The organism is Leptospira kemamanensis (assembly GCF_004769665.1).
GTDB classification, from domain to species: Bacteria; Spirochaetota; Leptospiria; order Leptospirales; family Leptospiraceae; genus Leptospira_A; species Leptospira_A kemamanensis.
This window is the reverse complement of the sequence record NZ_RQGG01000015.1, coordinates 17,006-37,730: the sequence shown is the minus strand read 5'-3', so window position 1 is coordinate 37,730 and position 20,725 is coordinate 17,006. Positions and strand designations below refer to the sequence as shown.

The 20,725-nt window shown below is 40.6% G+C and carries 18 protein-coding genes and 1 pseudogene; 7 read left to right on the top strand and 12 right to left on the bottom strand.

The genetic code is table 11. The annotated features are described in order from the left end of the window. Positions 1-179 precede the first annotated feature (179 nt). From EHQ59_RS06660 to EHQ59_RS06650, 4 genes are all read left to right on the top strand, one after another. Positions 180-1,277, top strand: a complete 1,098-nt coding sequence (locus EHQ59_RS06660; protein WP_244245422.1) for a hypothetical protein — start codon at positions 180-182, stop codon at positions 1,275-1,277. Beyond that, positions 1,216-1,521: a hypothetical protein gene (locus EHQ59_RS17830; RefSeq protein WP_244245421.1), complete on the top strand. Its 306-nt coding sequence runs from the start codon at positions 1,216-1,218 to the stop codon at positions 1,519-1,521. Before EHQ59_RS06660 ends, EHQ59_RS17830 begins: the two co-directional genes overlap by 62 nt. Before the next feature lie 105 nt (positions 1,522-1,626). Further along, positions 1,627-3,537: a DUF1538 domain-containing protein gene (locus tag EHQ59_RS06655; protein ID WP_135618554.1), complete on the top strand. Its 1,911-nt coding sequence runs from the start codon at positions 1,627-1,629 to the stop codon at positions 3,535-3,537. Beyond that, positions 3,534-4,658 (top strand): P-II family nitrogen regulator, encoded by a 1,125-nt coding sequence (locus tag EHQ59_RS06650; protein ID WP_135618553.1) that lies wholly within the window; start codon positions 3,534-3,536, stop codon positions 4,656-4,658. Before EHQ59_RS06655 ends, EHQ59_RS06650 begins: the two co-directional genes overlap by 4 nt. A gap of 110 nt (positions 4,659-4,768) precedes the next feature. Here the strand turns inward: EHQ59_RS06650 and fabG are convergent, their stop codons facing one another. The 8 genes from fabG to aroA all read right to left on the bottom strand — a co-directional run bounded on the left by fabG (position 4,769) and on the right by aroA (position 12,263). Next, positions 4,769-5,530: a 3-oxoacyl-ACP reductase FabG gene (fabG, locus tag EHQ59_RS06645; RefSeq protein ID WP_100727124.1), complete on the bottom strand. Its 762-nt coding sequence runs from the start codon at positions 5,528-5,530 to the stop codon at positions 4,769-4,771. Between the two features lie 160 nt (positions 5,531-5,690). Next, positions 5,691-6,713, bottom strand: coding sequence for a phosphate acyltransferase PlsX (gene plsX, locus EHQ59_RS06640; RefSeq protein ID WP_135618551.1), 1,023 nt, complete (start codon positions 6,711-6,713; stop codon positions 5,691-5,693). 5 nt (positions 6,714-6,718) lie between these two features. Beyond that, the gene (gene rpmF / locus EHQ59_RS06635) at positions 6,719-6,919 is read right to left on the bottom strand and encodes a 50S ribosomal protein L32 (RefSeq protein ID WP_015679024.1); all 201 of its coding nucleotides are present in this window, start codon (positions 6,917-6,919) and stop codon (positions 6,719-6,721) included. Between the two features lie 67 nt (positions 6,920-6,986). Beyond that, a complete protein-coding gene (gene hisG / locus EHQ59_RS06630) occupies positions 6,987-7,601 on the bottom strand; it encodes an ATP phosphoribosyltransferase (RefSeq protein WP_015678972.1) in 615 nt (204 codons plus the stop codon). 3 nt (positions 7,602-7,604) lie between these two features. Further along, positions 7,605-8,351 (bottom strand): tetratricopeptide repeat protein, encoded by a 747-nt coding sequence (locus EHQ59_RS06625; RefSeq protein ID WP_135618549.1) that lies wholly within the window; start codon positions 8,349-8,351, stop codon positions 7,605-7,607. Positions 8,352-8,355: 4 nt separating this feature from the next. Further along, complete coding sequence (locus tag EHQ59_RS06620) at positions 8,356-10,056, bottom strand: 30S ribosomal protein S1 (protein ID WP_135618547.1); 1,701 nt, start codon at positions 10,054-10,056, stop codon at positions 8,356-8,358. A 20-nt stretch (positions 10,057-10,076) separates the two neighbouring features. Then, positions 10,077-10,829 (bottom strand): (d)CMP kinase, encoded by a 753-nt coding sequence (gene cmk, locus EHQ59_RS06615; RefSeq protein ID WP_135618545.1) that lies wholly within the window; start codon positions 10,827-10,829, stop codon positions 10,077-10,079. A 147-nt stretch (positions 10,830-10,976) separates the two neighbouring features. Next, complete coding sequence (gene aroA / locus EHQ59_RS06610) at positions 10,977-12,263, bottom strand: 3-phosphoshikimate 1-carboxyvinyltransferase (RefSeq protein ID WP_135618543.1); 1,287 nt, start codon at positions 12,261-12,263, stop codon at positions 10,977-10,979. Between the two features lie 87 nt (positions 12,264-12,350). Here aroA and EHQ59_RS17960 point away from each other — a divergent pair. Beyond that, positions 12,351-12,542, top strand: a pseudogene (locus tag EHQ59_RS17960) (hypothetical protein); the annotation flags it as partial. 1,670 nt (positions 12,543-14,212) lie between these two features. Here EHQ59_RS17960 and EHQ59_RS06600 read toward each other — a convergent pair. Beyond that, positions 14,213-14,938, bottom strand: a complete 726-nt coding sequence (locus tag EHQ59_RS06600) for a hypothetical protein (protein ID WP_244245420.1) — start codon at positions 14,936-14,938, stop codon at positions 14,213-14,215. Positions 14,939-15,021: 83 nt separating this feature from the next. Here EHQ59_RS06600 and EHQ59_RS06595 point away from each other — a divergent pair, with 83 nt between their 5' ends. Then, positions 15,022-15,426 (top strand): hypothetical protein, encoded by a 405-nt coding sequence (locus EHQ59_RS06595; RefSeq protein WP_135618541.1) that lies wholly within the window; start codon positions 15,022-15,024, stop codon positions 15,424-15,426. 4 nt (positions 15,427-15,430) lie between these two features. Further along, the gene (locus tag EHQ59_RS06590) at positions 15,431-15,922 is read left to right on the top strand and encodes a hypothetical protein (RefSeq protein ID WP_208652329.1); all 492 of its coding nucleotides are present in this window, start codon (positions 15,431-15,433) and stop codon (positions 15,920-15,922) included. On the opposite strand, the gene EHQ59_RS06585 is transcribed toward EHQ59_RS06590, so the two are convergent. The 3 genes from EHQ59_RS06585 to EHQ59_RS06575 form a co-directional block, all read right to left on the bottom strand. Then, complete coding sequence (locus tag EHQ59_RS06585) at positions 15,919-16,404, bottom strand: tetratricopeptide repeat protein (protein WP_135618537.1); 486 nt, start codon at positions 16,402-16,404, stop codon at positions 15,919-15,921. The two genes, EHQ59_RS06590 and EHQ59_RS06585, sit on opposite strands and share 4 nt — an antisense overlap. Positions 16,405-16,468: 64 nt before the next feature. Continuing rightward, positions 16,469-18,358 (bottom strand): 1-deoxy-D-xylulose-5-phosphate synthase, encoded by a 1,890-nt coding sequence (dxs, locus tag EHQ59_RS06580; RefSeq protein WP_135618536.1) that lies wholly within the window; start codon positions 18,356-18,358, stop codon positions 16,469-16,471. A 7-nt stretch (positions 18,359-18,365) separates the two neighbouring features. After that, on the bottom strand, positions 18,366-20,693 hold the full coding sequence (locus EHQ59_RS06575; RefSeq protein WP_135618534.1) for an adenylate/guanylate cyclase domain-containing protein: 2,328 nt from the start codon (positions 20,691-20,693) through the stop codon (positions 18,366-18,368). Positions 20,694-20,725: the final 32 nt, after the last annotated feature.

The window sequence follows — 20,725 nt, the reverse complement described above, 5'->3', positions numbered from 1 at the left end:
TACCCAATAAAAAAGAACCAATCTGTCTTCCTTTCGGAGCTTTGGCAATATCTTACTCTGAATTCCAATAGATTGATCTATTTTAACAGAATTATATTCCGCTATAACAGATTCTACTTCCCGAAACCAAAAGGGAGTCCGAAATCAACCCTAAGAAATTTATTTTTTAGGAGCCAGCCATGATTCAGAAATGGACAAAAACTCTCTCTTCCCTATTCCTACTTTCCTCTTTTGTTTTTTGTACAGAAAAAAAAGACAACAATGATGCCTTACTTGCCGGGTTATTACTCTCTTTAGCCAACCAAGTGAAAGTGAATTCAGCAACTGATTTAGTCAATGAGTCAGCAGAGGATTACAACGAAAACAATTGGGGACTCATCACAGGATCTACCTTAAATCGATTTGTGTCCGATTGGCAGGCAAACAAACCAAGCCATATCACAGGAAATCTAATCATCTTACAAACAGATGTGGCGAACCGAGTTGCAGCAGATTCTCATCTAGCTTACGTAAAATCGGATGCCTCAAAGGGTGTTTATGTATACGAATTAAATGATTACCGAACCGGTTTTCGTTTCAACCAGACAAGAGATTCTGGTCTTTTTTCCAATTCAGTTGCTTACCAAGCAAATGGTGAATTTGTCGATGATTGGCTGAATACATTTGGCATCAATCCAACAAGAGATCTAATCGTTTTTGCTGTTGGTACTGGAAATGGAACCACAGTTGCCGCTGACCCGGGAACAGCAACTGCAACTGCGGCAGGTGGAGTTCAAGATATTACCAGAGGTGTTTATTGGTTACGGTATTGGGGTGTTGATATCAAACACCTTGCAATATTAAATGGTAATTTGCGAAGTAACTTTGCACAAACTTATACAGCTCAAACCAGTTCATCCAAAAGTACGCTTCCCGGAAAAGGAAACTTTAGTGTGAAAAGTATAAGAGTGGATAATACCATCATCACTTCTGGACTTGAAGACATCTACGAAATTGCAAAAAACAATCTAGAAGCACAAATCCCAGGGCTTACCACAAAACAGTTCTTAATTGACGCAAGGCCGACAGCACAATTTGGAGCTTCAGCCTCAAGATCTGCCGGAGTGAATGGAAATATTACACAATACATTACGACTAGTTGGGATTCTGCTGGAGCTCCAGTAGTATGGACAGCGACCGGTGACCGCAATATTGCAGAGACTACTGGAAAAACCTATGTGCCTTTCGAACGGATTTGCTGCCTTAAATATTCTCGGGTATCCATCGACATACTATGATGGTTCACTTGTCGAATGGACATCACTCATTGCTACACATCCAGACTCAAGTATCAACCAAGTCCCTACTGATTTTAAATGGAGAACTGACTTAAATGCAGTAAGTGTATTTGATTATAACCCACAGCTCAATAATACAGGGAATGTTGGTGCTGCATTTAATAGGGTTAAACCAGCACCAATCAATCTTCAAGCAACCACCACAAAAAAATTCATTCAGGAAGACAAAGCTTACAAGTATTAAATTCTTTCCCAGTTTACACTTTCGTCTCTTGGTGAAAACCAAGAGACATTCTTTTCCAAATTAAAATCCCTTTTCAAAAAACTTTTTATCTGGCAGTTTGGCCAAATGGCAAGGAACGAAAAAGAAGAATCCATCCACATAGGATTTCGCGAAGCAATTACACTCATAGTACCTTATTTTCAAAAGAAATTATGGTTACAAACGAAATCAGTCGTGTGGGTTGTTTTGTATCTAACCTTATTCCAACTCATCATATTAAGGATTCCGATCAAAGAAGCAGGAACTATCTCGATTGGAATTTTTGCAATCATACTCGGACTTACTTTTTTTATGGAAGGATTGTATTTAGGGATTATGCCTTTAGGAGAAAGCATTGGCCTTCGACTTCCTAGAAAAGTTGGATTGTTTTCGATCATTCTTTTTTGTTTATTTGTTGGGATTGTAGCGACACTTGCTGAACCTGCCATCGCTGTTTTAAAACAATGTGGGTCCACCGTTTCTCCCTGGGAAGCGCCACTGCTTTATCACCTTCTGAATGAAGGAGCAGATGTTTTATTTTTCAGTATTGCTTTCGGTGTTGGTGTATCAATCGTACTGGGAGTTCTAAGAATCATCTACGGAGTTTCTCTTTCGAAATTTTTGATTCCAAGTTTGGTTGTATTACTTTGTATCACTGTTTATTCTTTTTTTGATGAAAACTTACGATTGGTTTCGGGTCTTGCTTGGGATTCAGGAGTTGTGGCAACGGGTTCTCTCACCGTTCCCTTGATTGTTGCATTAGGAATAGGAGTTTCTAAATCAGCACAATCCAGTGATTCCACAACTGGATTTGGTGTTGTGACTCTCGCCTCCTTGTTTCCCATTTTTAGTGTTTTTTTTGTAGGAATATATTTTTCCAGTGTAGTGCCAAATCCAATGCCCAAAGAAGTTTTTCTAAAAGGTGGAATATCAGCACAAGAACACAAACTGATGTTTGGTGAAAAAGAAATCAATTTTCAAAATGGAGACTTAAATCGGGAACAAACTTCTCAACTTTCTATCCATAGTAAAATTTCAAAAATTTTAGAAGGTATGGGTGAGGGATTTACGAATTCACTCCAAGCAATTTTACCGCTAGCAGGATGTTTACTTATTTTTTTATACTTCATTTTGAAAGAATCAGTTCCTTTTGCCGACGAATTGTATTTAGGAATTGTTTTTGTTTTGATTGGACTTTCCATTTTCAATTTTGGAATCTTTTTTGGTTTGAGTAAATTAGGGAGCCAAGTTGGAAATAAATTACCTTCCTCCTTTCGTTCGATTGAACTAACAGACTCAATTCGCGAAATCCAGGGATTTAATCCTTCGATAGTTGTAAAAGCCACAGATGAAGTTGGAACCACAGAAGAGTTCTTCTATTTAAAGGAGAAAAAGTCATTTAGCCAAATTCCCTACCGTGAAAAAAATTATCATCCTGAATCCAAACTTTACCAATATGTTCCGATCCATGGACCATTATTTGGCAAGGAAGAAAATCTATTAGGTTATTTTGTTGTATTGGTTTTTGCTTTTGTATTAGGATACAGTGCAACCCTAGCAGAACCTGCGTTAAGTGCATTAGGAAATAGCGTAGAAGAAGTAACAGTTGGAACCGTCAAAAAAACAATTCTGATCCAAGCCGTTGGGATTGGTGTAGGAATTGGAACTTTGTTAGGGATTTTAAAAATCCTAATCAGTATTCCCTTACTTTATATATTATTACCGTCTTATCTTGTTTTGATTTTATTAACACTTGTCAGCAAACCCGAATTCATCGATATCGCCTGGGATAGTGCAGGTGTCACCACAGGTCCAATTACTGTTCCCTTAGTGATTGTATTAGGGTTAGGAATTGGAAACCAACTCAATATCGTCGATGGATTTGGTGTTCTCTCTTCCACTGCTATTTTCCCTGTTCTCACCGTTCTCATCATGGGATTATGGATGGAACGCGCCAGAAGACAATCCATCGCAGAATTGGAGACGGAATCAGAATGAACCATTGTGACGCGATTCGAATTACAACAATTGTCCATAAAGACTTAAGTGACGAATTACAAAAAACATTCAAAGATTTGAATGTTCCGTATTATTCTTGGGAACTAGGTCGGTATCCTATTTTAAAACGGAATCGAATTTTTTTATTAAATTTGTATTCGAGTAACCAACTTTATGACCTACCAGTGGTCATCTTCCAAGTGTTTACCGACAAAAAAACGGAAGATTTTTTATTAAATTCCATCATAGAAGCGGCTGATCTCACAATTCCTGGGCATGGTTCGATTTATTCAGAAGAAGTGAAAGTATACAACCCAATCGCGGAATCCTTCCTCTATCACAATCCCATGAAAGTGAAAAAAGCTCTCGGATTTACTGGACTTACTGGTATTTTCTGTATCATCCAAAGAGGAGCTGCCGACAACATGTCCCATTATATTTTGGAGAATGGAATTGCTGTTCCCACAATCACTTATGGGATCGGAAGAGGACTCCGTGACCGACTTGGACTCTTACGAATTACCATTCCAAAAGAAAAAGAAATTGTGAAGATGGTTGTCCATTCTTCTGACGCAGAACATGCTTTGAATTTTATTATCGAAGCAGGGAAACTCGACCTACCAGGAAAAGGATTTATCTTCCAATACCCAATCAAACGAGGACTCATCAATACCAAAATCAGTTTGGATGGACCCAAACAAGCGGCAAGTATGGAACAAGTGATTTCTGCTTTAGACCATTTGTATGGGAATCTAGAATGGAGAAGGCAATTCACAACCTTTCGCAAAGGGGGAAGAAAACGAAATTACTTTGAAGGAGTCAATATCCACCTCAATGCCAAAGAAGGAACTGTTGAAAAAATTTTAATGAAACTGGCAAAATTAGGAATTTCTGGCGCCACAATTTCACAAGACAAACTGATCAAAAGAGAAAATGAAGAAATCAATTTTGATCCAGCAAGAGACTCAGCAAATCTTCTAATCCCCAAATCAATGTTAGCGGAAGTAATTTCTGAGTTGGACGGGTATGGATTTTTTACAAATGAATTTGAAGGGATTGCTTACACAATGGAAATTCCAAGAGCTTTTTCTTACCAATCGAAACCGTTGAAACAAAAGTAGGAAAATCGATCAGTGGATGAGGAGAAATATTGTGAAATTGGTTCTGTGTGGTGAGAAATGACTCCACTTGAGATGTAGATACCCCAAGTGGATGGAAAGAATCCTTCTTTTTAGTGACCGCCACCTGGTAAAAAGCCACCACCATTGATGTCCAGGATATGCCCTGTGATAAAAGAAGAAGCATCTGATGCAAGGAATGCAATTCCATTTGCGATGTCTTCAGGAAGACCAGCACGTTTTAATGGAATCGCTTGCACCATACCGTGTCTGATATTCTCAGGAATTGCTTCTGTCATTTCTGTTGCAATGAAACCTGGAGCAATCGCATTACAACGAACTTTTCTAGAAGCCATCTCAAGAGCCACAGCTTTTGTAAAACCAATCACACCTGCTTTTGATGCAGAGTAATTTGTTTGTCCAATATTTCCGTTTTCGCCAGAGATAGAAGATAAGTTAATGATGGATCCACCATTTTCTTGTTTCATCATCACTTTGATCGCTGCTTGTGTACAGAGATAAGTTCCAGTAAGGTTTACAGCAATGACCGCATCCCACTGCTCTTTTTTCATTCTCATAAGGAGTGTATCACGAGTGATACCTGCGTTATTCACAAGGATATCAACTGATCCAAATTCTTTTTTTGCTGTATCAATTAGTTTTTGAGCATCTTCTTCCACAGATACATTGGCAACAACTGCGATTGCTTTGTATCCTTTGGATTTAAGTTCTTCCGCAGTAGCGTTTGTTGCTTCTGGGTTCATGTCTGCTACAACGATGTTTGCACCAAGAGATGCAAGTTTCAAACAAGTTGCCTTTCCGATTCCTCTTGCACCACCGGTTACGATGGCTGTTTTCCCTGATAAACTGATCATTTTTGGTTCCTCTTTTTTCTAATTCCTAAACAATTTACTAAACAAATCAAATAAATGAAAACAAACATGTCCAAATTCGAATCGCAAAATCACCTAATTCTAATTCTGCGAGATATCTAAATACGCGATCCAAACTCTCTCTTTTTGATTCTCTGTTTTTTTAGTGAGAATCCCCCAAGATATTTTTATATTCTCCCAAACGTTCACGAATTCTTTCGTTGATGCCATGTTTAGCACATTCAGCAATCACTCTTACTGCATTCTTCACCGCAAGAGCGTTAGACGATCCATGTCCAATCATACAAATCCCTTCCACACCTAGCAGAAGTGCGCCGCCATATTCAGCGTAATCCAATCGTTTTTTCACAGCAGTAAATGTGGATTTTAATAATAAAGCACCTGTTTTTGCAAGGCTAGATTGTCTGATGGAATTGCGTAAGACATTGAAAATTGATTTCGCAAGACCTTCTGTGGCTTTTAGGACAATGTTTCCTATAAATCCATCACAGACGACAACATCCACTTCTCGTCCACTACCGTATAAATCACGTCCTTCCACATTACCGACAAAGTTAAACGGAATTTTTTTTAAGAGATCAAAGGTTTTGACAGAAACGGTATTTCCTTTTTTGTCTTCTTCCCCATTGGATAGGATTCCTACTTTGGGACTTTTGATGCCAAATAGTTCTTTTGCATAAATTTCACCCATAATGGCAAATTGCGCAAGGTATTCTGGTTTGCAGTCAACATTGGCACCGGCATCTAACAGAAGTACAGGTGGCCCTTCTTCTCTGGGAATATGAGCCGCAATGGGTGGGCGTAAAACGCCAGGTAGGCGACCAAGGTGTAATAATGCAGCGGCCATAGTAGCGCCAGTGTTTCCCGGGGAAAACACACCGATACATTCTTTATCTGCTACTAAACGAACTGCTTTGACTACGGAAGAATCCTCCATAGCGCGGACAGCTATGGATGGAGAATCATTCATACCGATGATCTCGGTAGAATGTATGACACGGATTTTTTCTGTGTCATAATCGAATTTTAACAGGATATCAAGTAACTCTTGTTCATCGCCAACGAGCGAAACAGACAGTCCGAATTCTCGTACTGCCAGCACCGCGCCCTCGACAATACCTTCAGGGCCGTAATCTCCGCTCATCGCGTCCACGGCGACCCACATGACGGTTAGTTATCTTCGGTCGTTTTTTTAACTTTTTGAGCGACTACGAGTTTACCCTTATAAAAACCGCAATAAGGGCATACACGGTGGGAAAGAACAAATGATCCACAATTGGAACACGGGTTTAAGTTAGGTTTGCCTATCGCGTGATGGGCTCTTTTCGTTCTAACTTTCGATTTTGATTTACGTCTCTTTGGGACTGCCATGGCTATCCTCTATGGAATTATAACTGGTTTTTACTATGTTTTGGAAATCCGATGTGAAAACAATATTTTAATTTTCTAGGCTCTCGATAAGAGACCGTAATTCGGCGTGTTTGTGATAAAAAGAGGATCGATTGCTCACTAAACGGGCCGTACTATACAAAATCGACTCAAATTCCTTGAGACCGTTGGCTTTTAAGGTGCCACCAGTGGAAACTAAGTCCACAATACAGTCCGAAAGACCTACAATGGGAGCAAGTTCTATCGAACCATAGAGTTTGATGATTTCACAAGAAATGCCTTTGGAAAAAAAATACTCCCGAGTGAGGTTCGGGTATTTGGTTGCCACACGCACTTTGGAACGTTTGGCGAAGAGATCAAAGTCAGGGAAGGATGCGAGGGAGAGACGACAGGCTCCTAATTTGAGATCCACAGGTGCCACAAGGTCGAAACCACCCTCTTTTAGGATATCCCAACCCACAATTCCAGCATCTGCAGCTGCTTCTTCCACATAGGTGCATACATCTTGGGATCTAACAAATAATAGGCGGAGGCGTTTGTCTTCGGAGACGTAAGTAAGTTCTTTGGAACCCTCAGATGGCAAATTTTTTAGCCACCCTTTGGATTGCAAAAGAAGTGCAGTTTCTTCGGCAAGCCTACCTTTCGGGAGAGCCAAAGTTAACATAAGTTAGTTTTTCCCGAGTTTCAGCAGTAAATAACTAGAAAGAAGTTTCACTTCTTCCCCAGATTCTGCGCCATCGAGTTTTACAGCTTTTTCTAAGAATTGTTTCGCACCTGGTTTATCTCCCGTAAGGAAAGACAACCGTCCTGCTTGGTAATAAGACCATGCTTTGAACCCATTGAGTTCACGAGCCGGTTCCACCACAGTCGCTGCGATTTTATAATTTTCTAAAGATTTGGCATTGTTTTTTTCACGTTCCCGGTAATTGCCCGCGATGTAAAAATAAAGAGCTTTGATTTCTTTGGGAGTATCGATTTTTTTTGCCGCATCTTCTAAGTAAGACGCTGCTTTCCCAAATTCACCCTTCTCAGCATACAACTTAGAAAGGTCTTTCCAAACTCGAAGTTCCATTCGACCGGTACTTTGGTTTTGTAAAAACACTTCCAAACTTTGGATTTGTGCATCCAAACTAACATTTACTTTTTGATGAGTGAGTTTTAAGTCTTCTAAGGTAACCGTTTCTTTATCAAAAAGATATTGTCTGTATTCAAAAAAACCAATCACACCAGCTAACACAACGATAGCAGATGCTAGACTGATAAATACAGACTTACGATTTTTAGATAAAAAATGAGTGAACTTTAAAAAAACAAGTTCCGCTTTGGAACCTTCAAAATCAGCGAACTCATCCTTCTCGATGAGTTCGGCTTGTTTTTTTTGTTCGATGATGTTCTTCTTATGAAACTTATCCATAGACCTATCGGTTTTGGTTTAAATTCATAAAAGATCCGATGGATTCACGTGAAGGTTGGTTGTCTTCCTTCATGTATTTAGCCATCTCTTCTCTTTCTACAGCTTTATCAAAGTCTTTGATTGAGAGGGAGATCTTTTTGTTGTTAGGTTCAATTTTCACCACAACAGTGCGAACAGAATCACCTACTTTGTAAAGGTCTTCTAACTTGATGTTACGACCATCTGGGATTTCAGAAATGTGAACAAGGCCTTCGTAACCTGGTTCCACTTCCACAAACACCCCAAAACTAACGATGGATTTCACACGACCTTCTACAAGAGTACCTGGTGGGTATTTTTTGCGAAGAGCTTCATAAGGATGCTCAGAAAGTTGTTTTAATCCACAGCTAATGCGTTGTGCATCTAAGTTGACATCTAGGATTTTGTATTGAACCGATTGGCCTTTTTTGAGGAGGTTTAAAGGGTTCTTTTCTTTTTCATCCCAAGTGATGTCGGAGATATGAATGAGTCCTTCGATTCCACTTTCTACTTCTACGAAAGCACCGTATTTAGTGATTCCAGTGATTTTACCTTCGAGAACATTTCCTGCACGAACGTTTGCAGAAAGAGCTTCCCAAGGGTTAGGAAGGAGTTGTTTGAGTCCGAGAGACAAACGTCTTGCTTCGAAATCAATGTCTAAAATTTCAGAGTCAACTTCTTGGCCTTTTTTCAAAACATCTTTTGGATGAGGTGGTTTTTTTGCCCAAGAAAGTTCTGTTGTATGGATGAGTCCTTCTAAACCTTCTTTGAGTTCAACGAAAGCACCGAAGTTAGTAAGGGAAGTCACGATTCCTCGCACCACCATTCCTTTTTCGAGTTCTTTCTTTGCCCAAGCCCAAGGATCTTCATACAACTGTTTGATGCCTAGGGAAAGTTTGTTATTTTCCTTATCAACTTCTAAGACAATCACTTCGACTTCCGCGCCGATGTTGAAGTATTGTTTGAAAGGAGCAAATTTTTTATAAGAGATATCGTTTTGACGAAGAAGTCCTACTACATCGTAAACAGAAAGGAAAACACCAAAATTGGCAATTTTAACCACCTTTCCTGTTACCTTGTCTCCTACTTTGACCTTACCGAGGAGTTCTTCCCACTTTTCGCCGTTGATTTCGTCGAGAAGGGTTTTTCGAGACACCACACCGGTTCTCGTTTTTTCGTTGAGTTCAATGATTTTGAAGGAAAACTCTTTTCCACCTTCAGTGGATTCTTTGAAACGGACACCTACGTGAGAAGCAGGGAGGAATAATTGGATTCCTTCACTTTCTACGAGGTAACCTTTGTTTTTCACTTCGCCGACAATTTTGCCAGAGAGGGGATATCCGTTTTGACTTGCATCTTTGATGGTTTCCCAACCAACTCTTTGGTCCGCTTCTTTTTTGGAGAGGACACAATACCCGTCGACCCGCTTTTTGATGATCGCACTGACTTTCTCACCACGTTTTGGCGTTTCAGAGAAGTCTTCACGAGAAACACGAGCTTCTAATTTTTCTCCAATATCAAGGAAAACAGTGTCACCGATGACATCGACTACAGTCCCTTCAATCAGGGTGCCTTTTCCTGCGGAGTTCTCTTGTTCTTGTGCTTGTGACTGCGATTCCCACTTCTCTAATAATTCGCCGAAGGAAGTGGTCTCATTTTTGGGGGAGGATGGGTTGGTTGAATTCAATGGTTACCGGGATACAAAACTTAGATTTGCCCAGAGGATGAAACCTTGGACAGGATAGTATTTAGGACAGTTTCTGTGTCGAGGGTGCTCGTGTCAATCAGGATTGCGTCGGAAGCTTTTTTCAGGGGAGCCACAGTACGGGTGGTGTCACTCTCATCCCTGGCCACAATCTCATCCTTGATGTGGTTTAGGTCGGCTTTGAAGCCTTTGGCAACTAGTTCATCGTATCGGCGTTTGGCCCGGACTTCCACAGAGGCAGTGAGAAAAAATTTAAATTTCGACTTTGGAAACACTTCGGTTCCAATGTCTCGGCCATCCATCACGAGTTTGTGAGTTCTGGCAAATTCTCGGATGTGGCGGTTTAAGATTTCTCGAAAAGCGCGTCTTGGGGCAATGTAACGGATTTTTTTTGTGATCTCTGGATCGCGAATTTCATGGCTTATGTCTCTTTCTCCCAGGAACATGATGTTTTCGCCTTGGGAAGAGAGTTCACAATGTACGGGAATCTTTGCCACAGAGAATCCAAACTCGGCTTCGTCTTTTTCCAAGAGGCAAGCATCTGCCAGTTTCTCTGTGAAAAATGGAAATTTAGATTCATCTTCTCCAGTGGTTTGGAATTTTTCCCAAATCGCAAACGTGAGGGCGCGGTAAAAGGCACCTGAATCCAAATAATGAAATCCCAATTTGGTGGCGATCATGCGGGCAAGAGTACTTTTTCCAGAACCAGCTGGCCCATCAATGGCGATTACGTTTTCTATCAATTGTAAACTCATAACTAGAAAACCAAAATACTCGAATGGAATTGACTTTGTCTAGAGGAATTCTCGTCCGAAAGAGAGTCGAACTTCCCGGAACCATCTCTATCGATGATTTCCATTTACGAAACGGAACTTGAGTTGGTTCTCAATTTTGATTTTGGATCACATTGATTCCAGAATCTCAAAAAATCCCGGGAAACTAGTATCTACCCAACTCGTATCATCAAACGAAAGTGCAACGCCAGATAATTTAGAGAGGATCGCAAAACTCATTGCTATGCGATGATCCATATAGGTTTCAATTTTAGTGGATTGGATGGTTTGTATTTCTCCAAACTCATAGCCGTCCTTAGTTTCGTTCACCTTCACTCCCAATTTTTCTAAATTGGAAACCATGGATTGGATTCGATCGGATTCTTTGGCTCGAAGTTCTTCCGCATGAGAGATTTGGAAACCACCTTCCGAAAAAAGTCCTGCAATGGTAAGGATTGGAATTTCATCGATGATCGAAGGAATTAAATCTTCCGTGATTACCGTGCGTTTCAATTGAGATGGATAAACAAGTAGATCCCCAATCTCTTCTCCACATTCCACACGTTTGGCGACGATTTCAATTTTGCCACCCATGTTGTGTAAAACGGTAAGAATTCCAATCCGAGAAGGATTCAGTCCAATGTTTTTGACGAGAAGTGGTTCACTTCCCCCTGCACAAAGACCAAACACAATATAAAATGCAGCACTAGAAATATCTCCAGGGATCACATACTTGGTGCCTTCAAATTGGTAAGGAGGTTTGACAGTAAAGTGAACTGGAGAATGGTGAATGATATTCCCACCCAGGAATCGAATCATATTTTCCGTGTGATCTCTTGATACTTCCGATTCCTTGTACTCAATCGAAATACCAGAAGCCAAAGCAGCAAGAACAAGCGCACTTTTGATTTGAGCAGAGGCAATGGTACTCTCGTAAGAATAGTCTTTTAATTGTTTTCCTTGGATGTGGAGAGGTGCTCTGTCGTTCCCATCGATCGATCGAATCTCAGCTCCCATTTCTTTTAAAGGGTTCATGATCCTTGCCATAGGCCGTTTGCAGAGAGAGGCATCACCAGTGAGAGTCGCTTCGATCCCCGGAAGGCCTGCGAGTAACCCAGCAGAGAGTCGAATTCCTGTTCCTGCGTTTCCAAAATCCAATACTCCTTTCGGAGACTTGAGGTTGTGTTTTCCAGGACTCACCACTGCATAACTTCCTTTTCCTAGGGAAGAGACAGAAAGTCCCATCGATTCAAAACAATGTAAGGTGTGGAGAGGATCTTCTCCTTCTAAAAATCCATGAATTTCGGATTTTCCTTGGGAGAGAGCGCAAAAAAGGACGGATCTATGTGAGATCGACTTATCCCCTGGGACATAAATTTCTTTTTTCGCATTTAATTTGATTTGTGGTCGTAACATGTTGTATTTTTCTAAAAAGTATTTTGCAATTTGGCGCTTCTTTATTAGCGTTTGTCGGAAACCTAAGTTTCCTTTACGAACAACCAAATGCCTCTAGATACCAGTAAAAATAACCAAAAGATCCCAGTCAATCCCGGTGAAGTCCTTTTCATTGGAGGTAAAGCCTCTCAGTCCATGAACATCCTTCACGAGGGTTCGGTGCGAGTGGAAACCACACTCGGAGACACAAGCATTGTTCTTTATAGTTTGGATGGGGCAAACCTAACACCAGGTATCTTTGCACTCCTGGAAGGAACACCCTATCCCTATACCATTCGTGCAAAAACTTCCTGTGTTGTGTCCACATATGTGATGAACCAAGCAAATGCTAAAAAAACTCTCACTTCCAAGGTATCAGTGGGAGTGATGGCAGTTCGCACTTTACTAAAAGAAATCGGGGAACTCTACAAACGAGTTTTATCCATCAAGGGCCTTGCAGCCAAGTTTGATCAAACGATGGATAATTTAGGTGCTGTGTATTATATTTTAAATCCTTCTATCTTTTCTGATGTCAATCCCGGTGGGATGATCACAAGAGATGAAACCATTATCGATCCCGTGATGAAACTCATCCGAAACAATTTAGCTGGGTTCCAAGAACATGGTGGTATGTTACCAGACAAACCAACAATCAACTTCTTAGAAGAGGACCATGGTGAGTTTTTTGAAAAAGATTATAACGAATCCATTGAGTGGAACGATGCGGAATTCCATTTCATTCGAAAAATTCTATCGGTGAATCCAAAAATTTCACAAGCATTGTTTGAAGCAGACCCAACTCTTTTACAAAGTGCTGCAGAAAGTTATGTAAAAACCTATCGCGAGTTATTCGAATTACTCAGCAAAGAAACATTTGATTTATCTGAAACGATGACTTCTATGTTTGTTGGGGAAAATTCCTTATTAGAAAAATTTAACCTCACGTTAGACCTATTTAATACTGGTTATTCAACAATCCCATCTACTGTATTACTTCCCATCACAGAATGGGCTTTAAAAAAATCCAAATCCTTGTTAGAGGAATACAAACAAATTTTTGGAACCAACTTTGGTTCTCTTGGCAATAACCTGGACAAACTTGAATCCAAACAAGCAGAACTCACTTCTAAATATGGTCATGAACTGAGTGCACAAAAAAACAAAGAAGAAGCCATTGCCCAAGGGGGAGATCCAATCCGTGCCGGCATTGATACCCAAGCTCTCAAAGTAGAACTTTTAAACTCGGCAAGCCAAATCCTCAATTATTCACAGGTTGATCCCGAATCCGTAAAAGAGTTTTCCACTCTCATGGTAAAACTGAAGTCTTTCAAAAACCCACTCGATCCAGAGCCGGACAACCGAAAAATCCGTAGAACCATTGCCAAAACCTATTGGGATGTGTACAAAAAATCCTTCACCAAATGGTTACAATCAGGCAAACAAGCGCCAAAAGCCGTTGAACTAATGTTACGTTATGGTTATTTTGACGAAACCTTACTCGACGATGGCCATATTGTAGAACTCGTAGGTCGTTTGTACCAACCAGGTGGGAATCCAAGTGCTCCGATCCACCACGGTACCGATTGGTTAGAAAAAATTTATTCAAGAGAAGTTCCAACATCTGTAGATGAACTCGGGCAAACTTTTTTTGAAAAACTAAAAATGGATCTCAAAGATTCTGGAATCAAATCCGAAAAAGACATTCCCCCTGATTATGATACAGGAGAAGCAAGACTTGGTTCGGAAATTTCTTCCATGTATGAACCAAACGTACGTTTGACATCAGGTAACATTGCAAGTCACTTCCCAATTCTCACAAAATACCATATCACCATTCCTTTGGAAAAATGTTTTGTTTCGAAAGATGATGTGGAAAAGGCACTGCAATACATCTTAAGTATTGATTACACCGCTTTCAATCGTGAGGTCATTTACCGAAACGAAGACATTGGAATCAAAAACGAATTTATCCAAAGGTCCATCATTCCAGATTTTATCCTCGTCCCTTCTATAGGACCCAAAATCATGATGTGGCAAGACCTTTCGATCTTTCGTGGTGCGGGATCCAAAGAATCCAGAGGAAAGTATGCCGTAGGTTTGAAAACAGTGTGAGTTAACTCTAAGGCTCTTAAGTAATTGTCCAAACGTTTCACTTTGACAAAATTGATGATTTCGGTTTGGATTTTCTCTTTGGGAAGGTATCCCACGATGATCATACGAGGAAAGAGGTTCTTCTTCAGTAGACCAATGAAGTCCTCAAAACTATCCACACGGTCAATGAACCCTTCGTAAGCTCCACCACCCAAGTTCATAATCTGGGTCACAATGTCCATGGAAAAGGATACTCCTTCCATCGTAGACATATCTGAAATGATGACAAGTCCCTCGTCTGGTTGGAACACTTTGAACATGTCCACACCTTTGAAGTGCCGGCGGAGGAGTTTGGCTGCGGAAACGTCAATTTCCTGGGCCTTTGCCAAAAGCACCTTCCCTTGTGGGTCTAAAATGGGGTCTCGGGTGATGAGATACCGCTTTTTCACGGCATTTTGGTTCATAACTCGAAAGGCCTTTACTTTTTCTTCGATTTCATCTAAAGTAGAGTAACCAATTTTGAGTACGTTCTCCCGTTTGCGTTTCCCGATGTCTGTTTCTTCCATGAAAGCTTGGTGCCTAAATCTTTGTATTGCTTATCCTATGGTAATTCTGCCAATGTATAGCATATTTTTGTCTAAGGTTTAAAATGCGGTTCAAATTTTACGGATTTCTAATGGTTTGTTTTTTTTGGGGTTGTTCTTCGGTCGATTTCATCCCAGAACCTGATTTTAGGCCAAATGATCACCGTTATAAGTTGCAAACTTGGGAAGAAGTGGAAATCCTTCGAGAAAGACCAAAAAAACTCTTTAAAATCGTGGGTGAGATCATCATTCGAAATACAGAGGACCTGACTTGGGAAGACTATGAACCCCGCTTAAAAAAAGATATGTTCCGACGAAAAATCGACGGGGTTTGGATGACAGAAAAGAATCAATCCTTGGTTGACAATGTTTCGGTGCAAACCATGGACCAAAAGGGTCGCACAACCAATTCCTATGTGCAAAAGTCCAACCTGCCTTATTGGAAAGGCTATGCCTTCCGTTATAAATAATCCTATGCCAAGAAAATTTGATTCTGAAATCTACATCTCCCCGGCCGACGAATGGATCTTTCGTGGGAATCCCATTGATAAAGAGGAAATCCTCACCTACTTTCGTAACAATCTACATGGTAACGAAAAAGGTGTGTATATTGAAAATACCTTTGGTGAACTTTCGGAACACGGGTACTTAAAAATAGACGGCTTTCCTTGTCATGTTGTACACGTGGAAGTGACAGAAGGGGAAATTTCCTTTATTACCGATGATGGACGGAGTTATCTCCTTGGTGAGTTTGAAATTTATGAAACAAAAGACGGTGGAATTTTGGGACTAAAGGCAAATGAAGAAAGGATCAAATACCGTTTCACTTGGAATGCCGCCAAAGAATTGTCTGATTTGTTAACAGAGGAAGATGGTTTGACCTATTTGGATTGGAAGGGTGTGAAAATGCAAATTCCAACCTACGAGGGAGAGGTAACGGTTCCCCTCCCCACTGACTACAGTTAATTGGAAGGAGCTTCTTCGTCCGCTTTCAATTCTCTCCAAAGTTCATTCGCTTCCATAAAATCTTTTTTTAAGGAAAGAGCTTTGTGTAAGTATTGTAAGGATCTTTCTGGACGATTCCAAAGTTTGTAAAGGGTCGCTAAATTAAAATAGGAAATATGAGGGGCATCATTTCGTTCACAACGAACTGATTTTTTCAGCCAATACACTGCCTCTTTGTCATTTCCCATTCGAAGGAGTAAAACTCCGATTTCGTTACAAGGATTTCCGTATTCATGGTCTAAACTAACGGCTTTGTAATAAGATGCCAAAGCATCACTCCATAATCCAAGAGCGTTTTGGACAAGTCCCAAGTAAAAATAAGCTTCCTCTGATTCTTCCAATTCTAAACTGGAACGAAGGTGGAATTCGGCACGATCTAAATCACCGATTTTGAAATGGTCTTTTGCTAAATCTAAAGAAAGTTGGAAAGAACTTGAAGACAAAGAGATCCTCACCTGTTTTCTTTCATTTTCGGAAGCCTTAAAAATCTCCTTGAAAACTTATTTTTTATTTTTGCAAACTAGGTAATAAATCTTCTGCAATCTGAGCTGCCGTTAACCGGTAATGTTCTAAAATTTGGTTTCTTTCCCCTTGGTGGATCGGTTCCAAAGGAAGAGCAAATGTTTTTAAGAACTTTCCAATGAGATTGTTTGGGATTTCGTTCAAAAGATAACCGGAAGCACCAGAATGTAGGTAACTTTCATCTAAAATGATAAACTGTTTGGTTTTTTGAATGAATGTGTGAACGAGGTCCTTGTCGTAAGGTCGTAACCAAAAGAGATCAATCACAGAAACATGATACCCTTTCGATTGTAAGGCCAAAGCCACTTGTTTGGCAATAGGCAACATAAAACCTAGAGACAAGATGAGTAAATCCTCCCCTTCCATGACAAGCCTTGCTTTTGCTTTTTGGATAGGGTTTGGGGATTCAAACTTTAACTCCCGTAAGTCGCCATTGTCTTTTGGAAACCGAATGGCAATGGGATGTTCAAAGTAATCCTTCATAAAATGAAGGCTGTCAATGATGTCCTGAGCAGAACTTGGTACCATGATGTCCATATTGGGTAGACCTGCTAAGTATCCTAAGTCAGACAAACCTTGGTGCGTTTCCCCGTCTGGCCCCACAATTCCTGCCCGGTCGATGACAAATCGTACGGGTAAGTTCATGAGGGATACATCTTCTACTAATTGGTCCATTGCTCTCGTTAAAAATGTAGAATAAATACACATGAATGGAATGGCACCACCACTTGTCATAGCACCTGCAAAGGCAACGGAGTGTTGTTCGGCAATTCCTACATCAAATGTATGGTTGGGATAGGTTTCTTGGTAATCGCGGAGTCCTGATCCTTCAATCATAGCTGGAGTGATGACCGCAATACGTTTGTCTTTGTTTGTTAAATCGATGAGAGTTTTTCCCACAATTTTCGAGAGACCAATTTTATTAGAATCGGAAGTCGCCATCTTCCCTGACTCTTTGTTAAATGGCGTCACACCATGGTATTTGATGGGGTCAGCTTCCGCTGGTTTGTATCCTTTTCCTTTTTGTGTGAGGACATGGAGAAGGATTGGGCCTTGGATTTTGGATAGGTTTTGCAACATTTGTACGACTCGATTGACATCGTGGCCGTCAATGGGTCCAAAATAGGTAAACCCAAGGTCTTCAAAAAGTCCACCTGGACGCATCATAAAATGCTTAAAGGATGTTTCCATATTATGAGCTAATGCTTGTAAAGCGGGCCCAATGAGAGGAATCCATTTTAAAAAACTATAAATTGCAGTTTTGCCTTTGTTATAAACCTGAGAAGAGATGATTCGATTCAGATAATTGGAGATGGAACCAACGTTTTTGGAGATAGACATGTAGTTGTCATTTAAGATGACAAGCATATCGGGTTTGATATGGCCACCATGGTTCATGGCTTCAAGTGCCATCCCTGTGGCAATAGAAGCATCTCCAATCACAGCTGTTACTTTATAGTTCTCTCCCATTAAATCGCGAGCACATGCTTCTCCCAAGGCTTGGGAAATGGAGGTTCCAGCATGTCCCGTGTTGTACAAATCGTATTCTGATTCTTCGCGTTTAGGAAACCCAGAGAGTCCTAACCATTTACGAACCGTGGGTAGTTCTTTTTTTCGACCCGTTAGGATTTTGTGAGGATAGGTTTGGTGGCCCACATCCCAGATGATTTTGTCTTTTGGGGTTTGGAAGACGTAATGGAGAGCAACGGTGAGTTCGACGACTCCAAGGTTACTAGCAAAATGCCCTCCCACGTCGGAGAGGGTGTCAATGATGTATTCCCTGACGTCGTGACAGACGGCAGGGAGATCTGTTTCCTTTAGGTTTCTAAGGTCTTGTGGAAAATTGATTTTGTCGAGATATGGATACGATGGCATTGAAACTTCATGTTGCCGCCTTTTGGAGTGGCCGCTTCATTTTCTCCATATCTTCTGGGTTTGTGATTCCAAGCAATTCGTAAATCCGAACAGGTTGGGTTTTTCCTTTTACACGCACCAAATCAAGTTCTCTTGTCACCACTCGGTCTTTCACTTTTTCGTAGGTGTATTCTGAGATGATGATATTTGTGGTGTACATTTTATTGGAGCCTTCCAAACGGGATCCCAAGTTGATGGTGTCTCCCATACAGGTATATTCCATCCTATGGGAAGATCCCATGTTCCCTACGACCGCAGGGCCAGAGTTCAAACCACATCCAATATCGATCACAGGGACATTTCGTTCTGCCCATTTTTGTTGTAGGACTTTTAAGTGGTCGAGCTGTGCAAGAGCTGCCACGCAGGCATAATATGCATGGTCTTCCAATGGAACGGGAGCACCCCAGAATGCCATGATCGCATCTCCCATGTATTTATCGATGGTTCCTTTGTATTCGATGATGATGTCTGTCATCGCTGACAAGTATTCGTTTAGCAACTTCACCAAATCTTCTGGACCAAGTTGTTCCGAAATGGTGGTAAACCCACGAACGTCGGAGAAAAAGATCGTAATTTCTCGTTTGGATCCACCCAGTGCTAAATTGTCAGGGTGTTTGAGAAGTTCATCCACAACATCCTTGGATACGAATTTCGAGAAGGTTTGACGGATGTATTTGACGTTTTCCTCTTCTGTTAAGATTCTAAATCCAATGATGGCCACAAAAACCACGATCTGTTCGATTGTGACTGATGGTAACACTGTGATGAGATTGAATGTCTGGAAAATATAAAGAGCTGCGATCACATAGAGTAACAATTGTGTTAACATAATCGCAAAACCAATATGGGTTTTGACTCGAGGTTGCAAAAATCCAATCATCACACCAAGGCCAACGTAAATGAGAAAGATTCCCCAATTTGGCATCGTTGCCAAAAAGTCTTGGTTAAGAATTGTATTTACTGCATGAGCGTGGTGTTCAATCCCCGACATATCACCAAACGGAGATAAGTGGGAGTCTTTAGAAGCACCGCGACCAGTTGCATAGTACATCGCCACTAAGAAAATTTTATTATTGATTTGGTTTGATTCGAGTAATTCTGGATTCCAATCATTTGTGACTTCGAAAATTTCATTTTGTTTGAATGAATACCTTCCTCCCACAAAATTGATCTCCATTTGACCTTCCCAATCAATGGGGATGACCACTTCTCTGTTTTCATTCGGGATGTGCATGACATCACGTTCTTCAAACTTACGTGCTTTGACATTGAACTCACGGATGATCTTTTTAGGGATGTTTTTGAGTTTTACGTAATGACCCATGTTGACTTCGACATCTTTTTGCACATTGATCCCATAGTATTGGCAAACAATGAGTAAGTCGATGGATGGGAAATATTCTGTTTCGCGGTCTCTCCCTGAGTTATACACTTTTACCACAAGAGGCATCTTTCGGTTGAGGCCAGATTCGTCTTTTTTTACGTTTGCAAAACCAAGACCAGCTGATAAATCCCCAATGGGCTCGATCGGAGGTTGTGGGAATTTCACCCAAGAGATTCCAGCATCGTTTTCATCGATGACATTTTTTAATTGGAATTTACGTAAGATATCAATTCGTTTCTCAAGATTGAGAACTGCTTCTTTGGATTCCGCACTGACTTCCATAGGGTAGTCAAATAGAACATTGCGATTCTTTTGCAATGCAGCTACCATCTCTTCCGTTTGACCCGGTTTGTAATCCACGAAGAAAATATCGAACATCAGAATGTTGTTCGAATCTTTGAATGTTTCAATAATGTCTGCATAATAACTCCAAGGAAGTGGCCAAGTACCTTGCAATTTTTCGAGTGACTCTGTTGTGATACCAATGATGTTGATATCTTTTCTAGCATTGGCAGGTGGGTTGTATTGGATGTATTCAATCCGACCAGTATCCCCTTCACTTTCTGTTTTGGTATTGGTTCCTCTCAAAAATTGGAAACGGAATGAGATGGAATTTTCTTCCAACTCTTTGAGTGGTTGGAATGTGTTTACCATCGTATACATAAAAATGGCGATCACATAGGATAACCATATAGCACCTGACTTTTGTTTGTCTTTCGATACTTTTTCGATGATTTTGTATACAAAGTAGGAAGAAGTGAGGAGTAAAAGCATCCCACCTACCAGGAAGGAAGATTCATATACCCATCCTGTCATGACAACAGATACGATCACACCAAGTGACCCAAGGGTTGCAACGGCAACGCTGAGGTAATCCAAAATCGAAAGCGATTTTGATTCTTTGTCGGACATAGAGCCTCTTTATTCGTTTAGGAATTTCCGAC